Origin of the sequence: Proteus sp. fly-1008 (genome assembly GCF_040140305.1) — a bacterium.
Lineage (GTDB): Bacteria > Pseudomonadota > Gammaproteobacteria > Enterobacterales > Enterobacteriaceae > Proteus > Proteus vulgaris_B.
The window spans coordinates 144,231-160,490 of sequence record NZ_JBEEWH010000001.1; the positions used below are offsets into that span (position 1 = coordinate 144,231).

Sequence of the window (16,260 nt, forward strand, 5' to 3'; positions counted from 1 at the left end):
AGAGCCACTTAAATAAGTGGCTTTTTTAGTATGGTTTATGCGCAATATAATTCTAGAGGCAATCCGTCGGGATCTTGAAAAAAAGTAAATTGCTTATGACTACCAGGATCAATTCGTATTGGCTCACATGTAATACCATGTTGTTGTAGATATTGAATACTTTCTTCAACATTATCGACACTAAAAGCAAGATGGCGTAAGCCACAGGCTTCTGGATAATTTAAGCGTGGAGGTGGTGCTGGAAAACTAAATAGCTCAATTTGGTAATTATCCCCAAATGCAAGCTCTGCTTTCCATGATTGTATTGCTTCACGATAATTTTCTTTAAGTAACGTTAATCCCAAAATATTGCAATAGAAATGTTTACTCACTTCATAATCGACACAAATAATCGCAACATGATGGATTTTATTGAGTTTTAGCATAAATAGTAGCGCTCTAATCTAGTAAGAAATTCCCACCTATTATGATGCTAAATAAAGTTAACAACAATAGATTAATTTTTAAACTTAAATTAATTTATTACCTTTAAAACTACCATGTGTAATAATTTGTTTCTCCTTAACCTATATAATAGTTTTTTCTTTCTAGTGTTGAATAATTTGCTTTTAATTATAGTGAATAAAATAATATTTAAAATAAATTCACACCTAAAAATATAGACTCATTATTTAATTAATGATGGTGTAAAATAATGTATGTTTACTCTTAATAAAGATAGACTTTTAATTTTACCCTTAATGATAATGATGCCTTTGTAAATAATTTATTAATAAAGTATTATTTAAAAATAAATTTATTGGATTTATTCCAGTTTGATAAAAGAGCTAAATTTAGCTCTATTTTTCTGTTTTTTCATTTTATATAGAGAATAAAGATGAACCGTTTTTTACTTATTTCTACTTCAATGTTGGCAATTTCTACACTTTCTTTTAATGCACATGCTGCATTGAATAATACTCTTTCAGTAGGGTATGCTAAAAGTTCAATTAAATTCGAAGGTAATAAACTTGAGGATAATCCTAAAGGAGTTAACTTTAAATACAATCATGAATTTGATAATAATTGGGGCGTTATTGGCTCACTCACATATACAAAGTTAACATATGATTTCTATAGTTATTGGGGCAAAATAGGAACCACGGAAATTGATTATGTTTCATTAACAGCGGGTCCTAGCTATCGTTTCAATGATTACTTTAGTGCTTATGGGTTAATCGGTCTTGGTCATGTTAATCAAGAAGATAAGTTTTATGATTATCGCGGTGACTATAATAAAACGTCATTAGCTTATGGTGTAGGTTTTCAAGTAAATCCAATTCCTAATATCGCAATTGATGCATCTTATGAATATTCAAAGCTAGATGATGCTAAATTTGGGACTTGGGTGCTTGGTGTGGGTTACCGCTTCTAATATTGTCTTAATATATTCTATTTCTTAGAAAGCCACATTAAAGTGGCTTTTTATATTTATATTTATATTTAATAATATTAAAATTAATTATTTCCCTCGGTTTATCATGCTTTGTATTTTAACTTTATTGATTTTAAATTGTTAAATAATCGTTTTTTCAAGGTAATTATTTTATATTTTAGAATGTAAGAAATAAAATATTCTTATAAATTTTTTTTTGCTTTATTATTTTAATTGAGAGTTTATGCGTTATAACACTAACTTCTTATTGGTTTAAATTATATTTACTTAATTACTTTAACGATTTAAAAATATAGAGGAATTTAATGAAAAACAAATTAGTAACTCCAATTGTAGCTATTGCTTTATCAATAATAACATTTAATGCATCTGCTAATTTAAAAAACACCTTATCCCTTGGTTATGCGCAAACTCAGATAAAAATCGATGGTGATAAGGTAGATGGGGCACCTAAAGGGATTAATATTAAGTATGATCGTAAATTAAATGAGAGCTTTGGTATTATTGGCTCAATTATTTATAATCATAAAAAATATTATTGCTATGATGTTCAGGATGAAATGAACGCTCAGAGTAATTTTAATTATTATTTACTTACTGCTGGACCTAGTTACCGATTTAATGAATACATAAATATTTATGGTTTAATTGGTACGAGTATTATTAGTGCTAAATATAAAGATGATATTGAAAATCATCATGAAAAAAAAGCGTCTTTAAGTTATGGTGTAGGTCTTCAAATAAATCCAATCTCTAATATCGCAATTGATGCATCTTATGAATATTCAAAAGTGAATGATGCTAATTTGGGAACTTGGGTACTCGGCGTGGGTTATCGCTTCTAATATTATATTAAACAATCCTTATTCTAAAGACCATGATATATGGTCTTTTTATTTAATTAATTTCTATATTAATATTTCAATCAATATTGTTGTAATGATGTTCAAAAATATTATAAAATAAGTATTTAATGTTAAGTTTTTAATTTATAATAATCAATTATCCGCTTTTTAACAGAATAAATTATCTGTAAGTAAAATATCTTTGAGATGTGGGATTTGGAGGATCAACATGTTAACAGTTATAAAAGCAGAATCATCACATTATAATGAGATGATCTCAGTGTGGGAGTCTTCAGTGAGGGCAACGCATACATTTTTGTCTGAAGATATTATTTCATCGCTTAAAAAAGATATTTTAGAACAGTATTTTCCTATGCTTAATACTTATATTGCGATAGATGAAAATAAAACTATTCATGGGATCTTAGGTACAGCGGGAAATAGGCTCGAAATGCTATTTGTTCATGCTGATTCTAGAGGTCATGGTTGTGGTAAATTGCTCATAAATTTTGCAATAAATATACTCAATATTGATGAGTTAGATGTTAATGAACAAAATCCTCAAGCAGTTGGCTTTTATCTGCATATCGGGTTTGAGCAAATAGGGCGTTCTGAATTAGATGGTCAAGGAAATCCTTTTCCACTACTACATTTAAAATTAAACAAAAATAAGTATAAATACTAAACAAAGAACGAAATAAAAAAATGTATTACCAAAATGAGAGAGGGAAATAAAAAATACTCTCTCTTTCCCTTTCATAAAGATCAATTATCCACTTTAATTTGATTTAGGTCGTGATAATTCCTTCACTTTCATGGAATAATTTTTTCATAATTAAATAAATTTCATATAGTTATGGAATCGTTATGAAGAAAATAGTCGTTGTTATTTTATATTTATTTGTGCTACCTGCTTGTTCTGAATCACAAGAAAATGCAGTTATTGAATATTGTCTGGATACATTAAATGTCTATAGCATTGTCACTAAAGATCAATGTTTGTGTTTTTATAATGAAGTGGACAATAAATTTTCTTCCTCTGAAATAGATAGAATGATCCAATCATCCCCCATCAAAAAAGACAGCACATTAAGTCGTGAAGGTATAATGTTTTTAACTATTACTCACTCATCAAGATGTTTTGAATAAATAGCATTATAATTCGTTTAATAGAAAATAATACATTAGATATAAATACTTAATTCATTGTTTTAAGGTGTAATACCACAAAATTGATAAACTCATTACTATAAATCGCTTACATTGGTACTGTTTTTATATCCAGCATGTAATTTGTTTGCCTTTATTGTGAGAATATTATGTCAAAATTGCGTTTATCTTACCCAAAACTTAGTCCCGCAGCTTATGCGGGCTTAATTCAATGTAAAACAGCATTAGAAAGTAGCTCACTTGATATTATGTTGATTGAACTTGTTTATTTAAGAGTCTCTCAAATCAATGGTTGTGCTTTTTGCCTAGAAATGCACAGTACTTCATTACGTCATCATGGTGTTGCCCAAAATAAATTAGATGCATTAAATGGTTGGCAGGTCAGTGAGCGATTTACAGAGAAAGAACGAGCTGCATTATTATGGGCTGATGCTGTAAGTCAAATTTCCGCAAAAAATACCAATGATGATATCTATCAACAAGTGAAAGCATATTTTTCAGATACAGAAATGAGCGATTTAACATTGGCAATCGGATTAATGAATGCCTTTAATCGTATTGCAGTGAGTTTACGTCAGTAATTATCTGTATTTAGGGTAATAAGCATGGCAAGACAATTTAGTATAGAAAAAGCGCTGATCTTAATAGCGCTTTTAATTTTTTCTGTTGTATGTTTACCAGAGATATTGCATTAACGGTATATAAGCAAAAACTAAAGCGAAAAGAATAAAAAAGATGCGTAATAACATTTTTTTGGTTTTTATTACACCATAAAACATCACAATAATAAGAACAATGCAGATATACCAATAAGATGCGCCAAAGAGAGCGAGTGTAAAAATCGTATCGGTAAGAAGATGGCTTGAGTTCATTTTATTGGCTATTTGAAATAGAAATCGCCAGCCTAAATATGAGCTGGCGAAGATAGTGAAAAGATATTATGACTTCCAGATAATATGGAACATGGGATTTAAAGGATCACGGCTAATCAGTACACGCCCAAAAATATCATCAATATCTGAATTATCATCAGGTGCAAGGCCAATAATCACTTCACTAAAGCGAGCAGGTGTAACTGGCAGACCAACAATGAATTGCCAATCATTACCTAATGGAACCACTTCGGCTGCACCTCTTTCTTCAAATTGCAGATTAAAGAGTAATTGGTCTGCAACATCTAAATTATCAGCTGCTTGAGCTAAAAAGAGATCATACGCTTGTTCTAGAGCGTCATCTTCACTGATCAAGGTTGGTTCATTCATGGTAATGCCTGTTTATTATTCCAATGATTATCGCGTTGTTTGTATCGCATTTTTGCGAATTTAGCAAAGTATTCTATCGCAGATCCTATTTACCTTCTTGATAACAATATTTCTGTTATAACAGAGGGCTAAAGAAATAGCAGATACGTTCTAAAACGCGATTGAAGAACGGTCGCTTTTCCCATTCATCTAATGTTAATTCTGTAGAACGAGCAATGTAATCATATTGTACAATGCTTAAGTCGCTACCAAAACCTTCATCATCAATGACGACAGTAATTTCAAAGTTTAACCATAAGCTTCGCATATCAAGATTAACAGAGCCGACCATGCTGAGTTGCCCATCAACCATTACGCTTTTGGTATGTAATAAGCCATCTTCAAACTGAAAGACTTTCACACCTGCTTCGAGCATTTCTGTAAAAAATGCACGACTTGCCCAACGTACAAGGAAAGAATCATTACTACGAGGCACAATAATACTTACCTCAACACCCCGCATTGCTGCGGTTGAGATTGCATGGGCAAGATCGTCACTAGGCACAAAATAAGGTGTTGTAAGAACCAATTCTTTTCTTGCTGAATAAATGGCGGTAATTAATGACTGCTGGATGAGTTCATCAGGAAAGCCTGGACCTGAAGCAATCACTTGTGTTGTATGACCACTTTCTTGTTCACAAGGCATAATGTTGTCATCAGGAGGAGGAGGTAAATGACGCTCACCTGTTTCCATTTCCCAATCAAAGGCATAAATCATACCTAAAGTAGTAGAAACAGGGCCTTCCATTCTGACCATGATATCAATCCATTGTCCTACACCTGAATCTTGCTTGAAATAACGAGGATCAACCATATTCATACTTCCGGTGTAGGAAATATAGTTATCAATCAATACAATTTTTCGATGCTGGCGTAAGTCCATTCGGCGTAAGAAAAAACGGAATAAATTAACATGGAGTGATTCGACAAACTCAATACCCGCGGCTCTCATTACATCAGGGCCTTTGGTTCGAAAGAAATTCCAGCTTCCAGCAGAGTCAACCATGATACGGCATTTTACACCCCGTTTAGCGGCTTTGATTAAAGCATCTGTCACTTCTTCGACTAAACCACCAGGTTGCCAAATATAAAAAACCATTTCAATATTATCGCGGGCATTATTAATGTCTCGCGTGATTGAGTTCAACGAATCTTCGCAGGTAGTTAACAACTCAATTTTATTCCCTTTAACGCCTTTAATACCTTGGCGTTTAGCGGTTAATTGAAAAAGAGGTGTTGCAACATCACTAGTACCCGTTGCAAAAATATGCTTACATTTTTTTAAGTCTTCGAGCCAAGCAACAACAGAAGGCCACATCTGCTTAGCATGTTCAACACGCCGTTTACCAAGATGTAATTCACCAAAGGCAAAATAAGCAATAACACCGACTAATGGCAGAATATAGATTATCAATAGCCAAGTCATTGTGGAGGTGACAGGACGTCGATGCATTAGGACACGAAATGTGACCCCTGCAATTAATAGCCAATAGAAGAAAAAGGTTAGCCAACTTAATACAGTATAAAATGTTGTCATAGTAGAGCTATTTTCCGTTGAAAATGAATCGCATGGATAAGCTTAAAGGCAATTTACTAAAAATAGTTCATTATTTTTGTTATTTGCCGAATGTTGTTATTAAATCAGGATTATTATCTCTGTCAAATCTCTTTGTTAAGATATAAGCATTAAATAAGCAATAAGATACGATGTTTTATTTATTTTTCCTTTGTGAGAAATGCTCAAAGAATGAATGAAATTTAAGCAAATCATAAATCACCTCTTGGATCACAAAATGAACGTCTTATAATACACCACTTATTCGAAAAAATAGGTGCTGATAGCATGAGACACAGTAGGACTGAAGTAGCTCGTTGGCGAATGATGAGACAAGCTATACGTAAACGTCGTCGATGGTTAGAAGGGCAATCTCGTCGTAATTTCCGAATTTATAAGATGCGTAAACTGGATACTTCAAAAAAACACAGAGCACTTTTATTTGTACAGCAGATTGAATGGAACTCATAATTTCACTTTTTAACTGTTTATATCAATCATTTTGATAAACGTTATTGAATATGATTGCTATTTGCATTTAAACTAGGGGCATTGTTTTTTCTTTAGGTGAAATAAGACAAGTTATGCGTTGGAAGCTTTGGGTATTCATATCACTCTGCCTGCATGCCTCTTTGGTTGCAGCAGCAATGTTCTATGTTGTAGAGGACGAGGTCGTTACACCGGAGCCTATCTCTATACAAATGTTGGCATTTGCTGCGGATGAACCTGCTGGCGAACCAGAACCTGTGGTTGAAGAAGTCACACCGCCAGAACCGGAGCCAGTTGTCGAGCCTGAGCCTGAACCCGAACCAGAGCCTATTCCTGATGTAAAACCTGTTATTGAAAAACCGATAGAGAAAAAACCAGAACCAAAACCTAAACCTAAGCCAAAACCGGTTGACAAACCTAAGCCGCCTGTTGAACGACCACAACCTTTAGTGGTTAATAAAGGCAATGATCTTAAAAATCTTAATCCAACGGCTAAGCCAAGTGATAAAGGTGATGAGAAACCTGTCGCAGTAGCAAGCAGTGGCGAAGGTAGAGTACCTAACGTTGTACGCCAAGGTTTACCCGAATATCCTTCACGTGCACGAGCAGTCGGTATTGAAGGTTCAGTGAAAGTACGTTTTGACGTTGATGCTGATGGGCGAGTCGATAATGTAGAAATTGTTTCTGCTGATCCTAAAAATGTGTTTGAACGTGATATTAAAAGAGCCATGCGCCAATGGCGATATGAAAAAATTCCTTATAAAGGGAAAGTTATCGTTATCGAGTTTAAATTAACAGGTGTTTCAGCAAGCTAAAATACAATGTAGATATTAGATCTCAGATAAATAAAAAGGCACTTTAATCAGTGCCTTTTTTAGTGTTTAAAATGTCAGTGTCTTCATATCATTTGTTTTAATCGACGAGCTTGTTATTCCATTGTACTTGTTAATGTGAAGTGTGCTTTACCTTCAGGTAAGCGACGAGCTGCATTGTTTTCATCAACAGCAACATAAGTAAACACCGCTTCAGTTGCACGATAACGTTGTCCAACAGGTTCAGTTGCAACCTTCTTAACCCAGACTTCAATATTCACAGTAATTGAAGAATTACCTGTTTTTAAGCAACGTGCATAACAGCAAACGACATCGCCAACCGCAACAGGTTTAAGAAAGGTAATGCCTGTTACACTAACAGTAACGACACGACCTAACGCAATTTCTTTTGCTAAAATTGCACCACCGATGTCCATTTGAGACATTAACCAGCCACCGAAAATATCACCATTGGCGTTTGTATCAGCAGGCATGGCAAGGGTACGTAAAACGAGCTCACCATTAGGCAAAGATTGTTGTTCAGTCATGGAGAATTATTATCTGTAAATGTTTAAACCAAGGAGACATCTACTCATCTACTTCAAGTTAAATATGATGAGTGTACATCTCCCAATAAAATAAATGTGATTACTCAGATTTTGAATGAGCATCGTGTGATGACGGTTTAGATGCTTGTTTTGTCATATCATCTGATAATGTGTGTTCAGTATTTTGTGTGGCTTCTTCTTCAGTTTGTTCTTCTGGTAAACGATTATTCCAGATATAAACCACACTGGCGATAGTAAAGATAAAGGTCAAAATGGTTAAACCGAAGACTTTAAAATTAACCCAAGTCTCTTCAGGTAAAGAGAATGCCACGTAGATATTACCTAAGGCACAAGCAAAAAAGAAAATCACCCAAGCTATATTTACTTTTTTCCAATTAACCGCTGGCATGGCAAGCTCTTTACCTAACATTCTTTCCATTAATGTTTTAGGTGTAAATAGCTGCATACCAATTAATACAACAGCAAAAATGGCATATATGGCAGTGACTTTCCATTTAATAAAATCAGCAGAATGGAAGAAGATAGTTAATGAGCCAAAAATAGTGACAACAATAGCCGTAATGAGTGGTGCTTTTTCAACTTTATGGAAAATAAGCCACGTCAAGCCGACTGAAATCCACGTGGCGACAATTAACGCACCTGAAGCGTAGAAAATATCTTGCCATTTATAGAAGATAAAAAACACTAATAGTGGAGCGAAATCAAGTAATTGCTTAAGCCAGCCATTTTTCATAACAAATAGGAACCTATGGTAATTAAATTCATAAACTAGGCTATTCTAATGCAAAGCGACAGAAAATGGGTAAACAATTGCATATCTTTAATTATGAAGTGCTGATTTATATAAAAAACACAGTTTTTCTCTGAAATAACTCAATGAAAAATCAACGTAATTGCATTTAGGGATAGCTGAAGTTAAAGCTTAAGTTATGAAAGAGGATTTAAATATCACTCTAGTATATGATTCAGTAACTCATCAACATTATCGCCACTTTTTGATGAATGCATAAATATAAAAAAGTATTTCTGATAAGAGGAAATCAATGAACGGAAAAAGAATAATAAAATGGATGCCAGGATTAGGCTTATTGTTTAATTATAAGCGTAATTATTTTGGCTATGACTTAAAAGCTGGGCTTTCTGTTGCTGCCGTTGCATTGCCGGTCGCAATTGCTTATACCGAATTATTAGGGATTAACCCGATTGTTGGATTATATGCCTGTATTTTTCCGATGATTATTTATGCGTTGTTTGGCACATCGCGTCAGCTAATTACAGGGCCTGATGCAGCAACCTGTGCTGTTATTGCTGCTGTAGTTATTCCATTATCTGCTGGTGATGAGAATGCTAGATGGCAACTTGCAATTATTATGACGGCAATGACGGGATTTTGGTGTATTTTAGCCAGCCATTTTCGGTTAGGGGCTTTTACTGATTTTCTATCTCGACCTATTTTGCAGGGGCTTTTAAATGGTGTCGCGATCACCATTATGGTTGGGCAAATCAGTAAAATCTTTGGTTTTGATACTTCTCCTGACCATCTAATCGAAAAATTAATTGAAGTTCCATTTCGATTAATGGATGCGCATTTACCCACCGTGTTAATGTCTGCGATAACATTAGCACTATTATTAGGTATTCGTTATTTTCGTAGTCGATGGCCAGCTCCTTTAATTGCTATGGTCGTGATGACGTATTTAAGTTGGCAATTTGATTTAGCAAGCTTTGGCATTGCTATCGTAGATAAAGATGCAGGTAATGTTGATCTGTTTTTACCTGTTGTATCCATGACGGGATTTCATCCAGGTGTCTTGAGAGAATTGTTAGTTCCATCTATAAACTTGGCGGTTATTAGCTTCGTTAGTTTTATGATGACTGCCCGCAGCTTTGCCAGTAAGAATGGTTATGATGTCGATGCAGACCAAGAGTTAAAAGCGTTAGGTATTGCCAATATTGCGGCCGCGCTTTCTCAAGGATTTGCGGTAAGTGCGGCAAGTAGCCGTACTGCAGTCAATGATTCTGTTGGTGGGAAAACGCAATTAGTTTCTATTATCGCAGCACTGGTTATTTTGCTAGTACTATTATTTATGACCGATTTTCTCGCCTATATTCCATTATCATCATTGGGGATTGTGTTGATTGTCTCTTCATGGTCATTATTGAGTATTCGTCATATTTGGTCTTATCGTAAACGTAATAAACAAGCATTTACATTGGCATCATTCACCTTATTAGCCGTGTTATTAGCAGGGCTAATTAACGGTATCGGTTTTGCCGTTTTATTAGGTTTGTTACAATTTTTGCGTATTGTTTTTCGTCCGAGCGATCAATTATTGGGTGTTGATGAACAAGGTATGGTTCACTCAATGAATAAAGATAATGGCATTGAACCTATTGATGGTTTAATGATGTATCGGTTTAATTCACCACTGACTTATTTTAATGTGGGCTATTTTAAAAAACGGGTACTTCAACTTGTTGATAGCGCACCTCGACGGCCAGCATGGTTAGCGGTAGATGCAGCTGTAAGCTTTACCTATGACGATGTTAGCGTGTTTGCTGCTATTGATGAGCTAATACGAGAGTTACGAATAAAAGGCGTGAAATTGGTTTTAGCTGGCCGTAGAACAGAATTAAATCGTTGGATTGAACGTAATAAAATTTCACTTAATGAAGATGATTTGATTATTGCTCCCGATCTCTATTTTGTGATCCGACTGTATCAAAGCCGACAACAAATAAAAGAAAAACAAAAAGAAGCAAGAATAGAGGCGTTAAAACAAGATGCTGAGAGCCACGATGAGGATACATCAACGGCAACAATAGTCAGCAATATACCGACACCAAAATGTGCTGATTAAGCATTATTGAGGCGTATTTTGTACAAAGAAAAATCCCGTGATATGACGTAACCTCAAAATCGGTTAATTATCACGGGATTTTTTATAGATAAAACTAAGGTATAGAGCGATTAACGCTGTTGCGTTGTGTATTTATTTTCCACCAGCATAAATAAGCGAAACAAGTAAATAATCAACCAAGCTGAAGCCATGTTTTTCAGAAAGTAGAATAAGAAGTTATGGATAATATCGGGCAATTGAATTGTGAGATTACCCACAAGACCAATACCGAACTGCAATAAGATCCAAATCCCTAATGCGGGGATAAGTGAACCTGATTCACCAAAGCCTATTCTCCATCCTAAACGAATAGCACTTCCCATATTCTGTTGGCGTACTAGCACAACTGGCGCTAATGCAAAGCCAATCAGCAAAATGATACCTGGAATGATCATCACCATAAAGCCCGCACTAATCAAAATAGAGCATAAGACAATCAATAAAAACATTTTCGGTAGGCGAGGTAGGCTAGCATTAGCTGTTTGACCTAGAGTGACGCTATGACCTGAGGAGATAGCCATAGCAAACATCAGTAGGGTAAGCACGAGAATACTTTGCTGGAGTGTTTCAAATAAATAGAGCACTAAGACTTTTTTGGCAACACCCACGACACTGTTTGACATAGCTTCTAATTCAGCAGGAGAAGTAGAAGAAAGTTGTGTGTTTTTAAAATTGGCAACAAATTCAATCATCAATTGGTACTCTTGGGGAGTTGGACCAACTAAGACATGAATGATCGCTAAAATAACAGCAAGAATAGCGGAAAGAGTAACAATGCTACGTTGTTCATTCTTATAAAAATTAAGGCTGTCGCGGTAGATTGTGCGTGCCGTGGTAGGCATGAAACTGCTCCTATAAAAATAGACTAAGTCAATGTGCGCCATTGTACCTTTTACAACAGCAAAAAGGGATATTTTCTATCAAACCGCTTACTAAGCTTATTTTTTGATATTAACAGCCACAGTACATTCATTATTTAAATTAAAAAAACATTATTTTAACATAAAGATAACTTTATTTTTAAATATGCCTTTTTAGGATGTTTTTTATTCAAAAAATATTACTAAAAATAAATTTAATTATAAGAAAAAATTGTATTAATGTGTAATTTGACGTGGATCAATTATAAATAATTGTATTGATAAATAATAAAAAGAGAAATAACACTTTCTGCAAAAATAATTCCAAAGTTGTGATCGGTATTAGATCATAATTATCAATAAATGGTTATATTTTTAGCGGAGATTTTACTTATTACAGGAATGGGTTAAATAATGAAAAAACTTTCTGCGCTTATTTTAGCGGCTGCAACTCTTGCGCCTTCTATTTCTTTTGCTCACCAAGCGGGGGATTTTTTATTCCGTGCAGGTACTGCAACTGTTCGTCCTAATGCGGGTTCTGATGCAATATTAGGTGGCGACCATTTTGGAGTAAATAATAATACTCAATTAGGTTTAACCTTTGGGTATATGATCACTGATAATATCGGTGTTGAATTATTAGCCGCAACACCATTTGAGCATAAAATTTCATTAAGTGGTGTGGGCGAAATTGCAAAAGTTAAACATTTACCACCAACATTAATGGCGCAATATTACTTTGGTAATGGTGAAGATAAATTACGTCCTTATTTAGGTGCTGGCCTTAACTTTACCACTTTCTTTGATGAGAAATTCAATAACAATCCAGCAGTAGATGGCTTAGGCTTGAATGGGCTTGATCTTAAGGATTCATGGGGCTTTGCAGCACAAGCGGGTTTAGATTATAACCTCGATAAAAATTGGATGCTGAATGCTTCTGTTTGGTGGATGAATATCGAAACAAAAGCAAGATTCAACAGTGAAGTTGCTAATAAAGACTTTGATGTTAAAACACGTTTAGACCCATTTGTATTTATGTTTGGTGTGGGCTACCGTTTCTAATTATTCTTTCTTTAAAAGAATATCTCATAATGAAAAAGCGAAGTTTATCTTCGCTTTTTTTATGTTTTAAATTCACAAGACAACTCTCATTTTTAGATTATCAAAAGATACCATTTTATTATTAATACTTAAAATAAGAGCCATTTTTAAATAATGTTAAATAAATAAAGATGCATTTAAAATGGAACATATAATGTTTAAATATCTTTTAAGGTGTATTTTATATGCATCTTAAAGCTCAACTATAAATATAATGAGAATTATTTATTTCTATTTGTTAATAATAAATAGCATTGTAATCGATAAAATCGAGTATTTCGTAGATGTATTTAAAATGCATCTTTATATTTAATTTTAGTAAAAGCGTGTTATCTATCAACGGATAGATGAGATTAATAGAGAAATAAAAAGGCTTAGAAAAGCCTCGTACAGATAATAACTAAGTGGTTTGTTATTGAACGCAAAATGATTAGAGAACCTTTTGCTTTGCTCTTTTTATGAGCTTGTTTTTAGGGTGAGACAAAAGCGGGCTATTTTTGAATGATTTGATTTTTTTGCAAAAATTGATCTGTATTATGATAGTCCGTACAAATAAACATAAATTCATAAATGAAAAAGACCACCGAAGTGGTCTAAAAAATAAAGCTAAGGGAAGACTAGAATAAAAAAGGGATCAGCGAACAACCATTGAATTGATAACGCCTTTTACACCTGTAACTTTGCGTGTTGTTTCAATGGCACGATTAGCATCCGCTTGAGAAGAAACGAAACCACTTAATTGAACTTTACCTTTAAAAGTCTCAACGCTAATTTGTGTTGAATTAAGATTTTTTTCACCGATTAGTGCTGTTTTAACTTTGGTGGTGATCACAGAGTCGTCAAAATAACCCCCAGTACCTTCTGACGTTGAAGTCGGAGAACATGCAGACAACGTAAATGCCATCAATAATGCCGCCATGACAGCGGAGATTTTTGCCCATAGTTTCATTATCAAACTCCTTATATATTGTGTAATTGGTTGAGTATTTTTGAAAAGAAAACATAAAGCGCTTTATAAAGTATGTGCAAAAAATAAAATATTGCCAAATTTTTATAGGTATTGATTATGTACTTTAAATGGAGAAAGAAGAGAGATTGCACCATTTCATGCGGACTAAGCCCCAAAAATGGACTTCAAAAGTGTGGGTCAATAAATGATGAATTAAGAGTAATCCGCTTAGAAAAATAGCAAACTATTCTCCTAAAGCGGATCGGTAACGATAGTTAAGCGAGTGTAGCCGCTTTCATTTCTTTGACAAATTGAGTAAGCGCTTTAAGCATCACTTCAGGTTGATGAAGATTTTTCTCAATAATTTGTACAACGGCAGATCCTGAAATAGCACCCGTTGCCCCATTTGCAATAGCCTCTTTGACTTGTTTTGGCTCTGAAATACCAAATCCTTGTAATGCAGGTGGCGCATTATAAGTTTTTAATTTGTCAGTAAGGTGCGTTAGCGATTGTTCAGCACGTTTATCTGTTCCTGTTACGCCTGCTCTTGAGAGTAAATAGGTATAGCCTTTACCTGAGATGGCTAATTCTTGTAAAAGCTCATCATCAGCATTAGGCGGGCAAATAAAAATAGGCTCGATATTCGCTCGCTGTGCTGCTTCTCTGAACTCTTTTGATTCACGTAAGGGCACATCACCAATTAAGACAGAATCGACACCAGCTTGTTGGCATTTACCATAAAAGTTATCAACCCCATTACTAAAAACAAGGTTGGCGTAAACTAATAGGCCAATAGGAATATTAGGATGTTTTTTACGTATGTTAGTTAATAGAGCAAAGCAATCGGTGGGTGTTACACCAACATTGAGGGCTCGTAAATTAGCACCTTGAATAGTAGGGCCATCTGCAAGAGGATCGGAAAAAGGAATACCAATCTCTAAAGCATCGGCACCACCTTCAATTAACGCATCAATAATTTGTAGTGACAGCTCAGGAGAAGGATCACCTAATGTTACAAAGGGAACAAATGCACCTTGTTGTTTTTGTGCTAATGCATTAAAGCAGTTTTGATAACGGCTCATTAGATTTCTCCTCTTGCTGCTAAAATATCGTTTACAGTAAAAATGTCTTTATCGCCACGTCCTGATAAGTTCACAATAAGTAATTGCTCTTTATCAGGATTTTGTGCAATTAATTTAAGTGCATAAGCTAGAGCATGAGAAGATTCTAAGGCTGGAATAATTCCTTCTCGGCGAGAAAGTGCTTTAAATGCTTCTATTGCTTCATCATCTGTAACAGAAACATAATCAGCGCGACCAATGCTATTTAAATGTGCGTGTTGTGGTCCAACTGATGGGAAATCAAGACCTGCTGAAATTGAATAAGATTCTTCAATTTGGCCTTCATCTGTCTGCATAATAGGGGATTTCATCCCAAAATAGATCCCCAATTTACCGTGTTTCAGTGGTGCGCCATGTTCACCCGTTTCAATACCTTTACCTGCAGGTTCAACACCAATCAGTTGCACTGACGTTTCAGGAATAAATGAAGCAAATAAACCGATAGCGTTAGAACCACCACCAATACAAGCGATAGCTGCATCGGGTAGACGACCTTCACGCTCTAGGATCTGCGCTTTAGCTTCATCACCAATCATACGTTGGAATTCACGTACAATTGTTGGATAAGGATGCGGGCCCGCTGCGGTTCCTAGTAAATAGTGAGCGCAGTCGTAACAACCAGACCAGTCACGTAATGCCTCATTACAGGCATCTTTTAAGGTAGATGAACCACTATGAACGGGAATAACTTCAGCACCCATTAAACGCATACGAAAGACGTTTGGTGATTGACGTTCAACGTCTTTTGCACCCATATAGATACGACATTTCATATTAAGTAATGCGCAGGCCAAAGCAGTGGCAACACCATGTTGACCCGCACCCGTTTCTGCAATTATTTCGGTTTTCCCCATACGTTTTGCCAGTAAAGCTTGACCTAATACTTGGTTAGTTTTATGAGCGCCACCATGCAGTAAATCTTCACGTTTTAGATATAAACGAGTTCGCGTACCTTCTGTTAAATTACGACAAAGGGTTAATGCCGTTGGCCTGCCTGCATAATTTTTTAATAAATCTTGGAATTCTTGCTGAAATGACGGATCGTTTTGTGCATCAATAAAAGCTTGTTCGAGTTGATCCAATGCAGGAATTAAGATTTCAGGTACATATTGGCCACCAAATTCGCCAAAGTAGGGGTTAAGTTTTCTCATTG

The 16,260-nt window shown here is 34.9% G+C and carries 17 protein-coding genes and 1 pseudogene; 9 read left to right on the forward strand and 9 right to left on the reverse strand.

Going from position 1 to position 16,260, the window contains the following annotated elements; translation table 11 throughout:
- Positions 1–35: 35 nt before the first annotated feature.
- Complete coding sequence (gene gloA2, locus ABN256_RS00720; RefSeq protein WP_196553125.1) at positions 36–425, reverse strand: SMU1112c/YaeR family gloxylase I-like metalloprotein; 390 nt, start codon at positions 423–425, stop codon at positions 36–38.
- 452 nt (positions 426–877) lie between these two features.
- On the opposite strand from gloA2, the gene ABN256_RS00725 reads away from it, so the two are divergent.
- The 5 genes from ABN256_RS00725 to ABN256_RS00745 all read left to right on the forward strand — a co-directional run bounded on the left by ABN256_RS00725 (position 878) and on the right by ABN256_RS00745 (position 4,031).
- The gene (locus ABN256_RS00725; RefSeq protein WP_196553124.1) at positions 878–1,414 is read left to right on the forward strand and encodes an Ail/Lom family outer membrane beta-barrel protein; all 537 of its coding nucleotides are present in this window, start codon (positions 878–880) and stop codon (positions 1,412–1,414) included.
- A 326-nt stretch (positions 1,415–1,740) separates the two neighbouring features.
- Complete coding sequence (locus ABN256_RS00730; RefSeq protein ID WP_197269244.1) at positions 1,741–2,280, forward strand: Ail/Lom family outer membrane beta-barrel protein; 540 nt, start codon at positions 1,741–1,743, stop codon at positions 2,278–2,280.
- A gap of 229 nt (positions 2,281–2,509) precedes the next feature.
- Entirely contained in the window at positions 2,510–2,965 is a 456-nt protein-coding gene (locus tag ABN256_RS00735; protein ID WP_196553123.1) for a GNAT family N-acetyltransferase, read from the forward strand.
- 182 nt (positions 2,966–3,147) lie between these two features.
- Positions 3,148–3,429, forward strand: a complete 282-nt coding sequence (locus tag ABN256_RS00740) for a hypothetical protein (protein ID WP_349438912.1) — start codon at positions 3,148–3,150, stop codon at positions 3,427–3,429.
- 170 nt (positions 3,430–3,599) lie between these two features.
- On the forward strand, positions 3,600–4,031 hold the full coding sequence (locus ABN256_RS00745) for a carboxymuconolactone decarboxylase family protein (protein WP_196553122.1): 432 nt from the start codon (positions 3,600–3,602) through the stop codon (positions 4,029–4,031).
- A 357-nt stretch (positions 4,032–4,388) separates the two neighbouring features.
- Here the strand turns inward: ABN256_RS00745 and ABN256_RS00750 are convergent, their stop codons facing one another.
- Both ABN256_RS00750 and cls read right to left on the reverse strand, forming a co-directional pair.
- Positions 4,389–4,712 (reverse strand): HI1450 family dsDNA-mimic protein, encoded by a 324-nt coding sequence (locus ABN256_RS00750; RefSeq protein WP_115349680.1) that lies wholly within the window; start codon positions 4,710–4,712, stop codon positions 4,389–4,391.
- A gap of 115 nt (positions 4,713–4,827) precedes the next feature.
- Entirely contained in the window at positions 4,828–6,288 is a 1,461-nt protein-coding gene (cls, locus tag ABN256_RS00755; protein ID WP_072067981.1) for a cardiolipin synthase, read from the reverse strand.
- Between the two features lie 306 nt (positions 6,289–6,594).
- Here cls and ABN256_RS00760 point away from each other — a divergent pair, with 306 nt between their 5' ends.
- Positions 6,595–6,777: a YciY family protein gene (locus tag ABN256_RS00760; protein ID WP_072067982.1), complete on the forward strand. Its 183-nt coding sequence runs from the start codon at positions 6,595–6,597 to the stop codon at positions 6,775–6,777.
- A gap of 113 nt (positions 6,778–6,890) precedes the next feature.
- Positions 6,891–7,610 carry a TonB system transport protein TonB gene (gene tonB / locus ABN256_RS00765; protein ID WP_196553121.1) on the forward strand — a complete coding sequence of 240 codons (720 nt, stop codon included), beginning with the start codon at positions 6,891–6,893 and terminating at the stop codon, positions 7,608–7,610.
- Positions 7,611–7,723: 113 nt separating this feature from the next.
- On the opposite strand, the gene yciA is transcribed toward tonB, so the two are convergent.
- Positions 7,724–8,155: an acyl-CoA thioester hydrolase YciA gene (yciA, locus tag ABN256_RS00770; protein ID WP_072067984.1), complete on the reverse strand. Its 432-nt coding sequence runs from the start codon at positions 8,153–8,155 to the stop codon at positions 7,724–7,726.
- Between the two features lie 205 nt (positions 8,156–8,360).
- Positions 8,361–8,909, reverse strand: a pseudogene (locus ABN256_RS00775) (septation protein A); the annotation flags it as partial.
- 310 nt (positions 8,910–9,219) lie between these two features.
- Between ABN256_RS00775 and ABN256_RS00780 the strand changes: the two are divergent.
- Positions 9,220–11,037, forward strand: a complete 1,818-nt coding sequence (locus ABN256_RS00780; protein ID WP_349438913.1) for a SulP family inorganic anion transporter — start codon at positions 9,220–9,222, stop codon at positions 11,035–11,037.
- 110 nt (positions 11,038–11,147) lie between these two features.
- Here the strand turns inward: ABN256_RS00780 and ABN256_RS00785 are convergent, their stop codons facing one another.
- A complete protein-coding gene (locus ABN256_RS00785) occupies positions 11,148–11,918 on the reverse strand; it encodes a YciC family protein (protein ID WP_349438914.1) in 771 nt (256 codons plus the stop codon).
- A 432-nt stretch (positions 11,919–12,350) separates the two neighbouring features.
- Here ABN256_RS00785 and ompW point away from each other — a divergent pair, with 432 nt between their 5' ends.
- Positions 12,351–12,998 (forward strand): outer membrane protein OmpW, encoded by a 648-nt coding sequence (gene ompW / locus ABN256_RS00790; protein ID WP_072067988.1) that lies wholly within the window; start codon positions 12,351–12,353, stop codon positions 12,996–12,998.
- Between the two features lie 673 nt (positions 12,999–13,671).
- On the opposite strand, the gene ABN256_RS00795 is transcribed toward ompW, so the two are convergent.
- From ABN256_RS00795 to trpB, 3 genes are all read right to left on the reverse strand, one after another.
- Positions 13,672–13,986, reverse strand: a complete 315-nt coding sequence (locus ABN256_RS00795; protein WP_072067989.1) for a BON domain-containing protein — start codon at positions 13,984–13,986, stop codon at positions 13,672–13,674.
- A 275-nt stretch (positions 13,987–14,261) separates the two neighbouring features.
- On the reverse strand, positions 14,262–15,068 hold the full coding sequence (gene trpA, locus ABN256_RS00800) for a tryptophan synthase subunit alpha (RefSeq protein ID WP_349438916.1): 807 nt from the start codon (positions 15,066–15,068) through the stop codon (positions 14,262–14,264).
- The gene (trpB, locus tag ABN256_RS00805) at positions 15,068–16,258 is read right to left on the reverse strand and encodes a tryptophan synthase subunit beta (RefSeq protein ID WP_349438917.1); all 1,191 of its coding nucleotides are present in this window, start codon (positions 16,256–16,258) and stop codon (positions 15,068–15,070) included. Before trpB ends, trpA begins: the two co-directional genes overlap by 1 nt.
- Positions 16,259–16,260 lie beyond the last annotated feature (2 nt).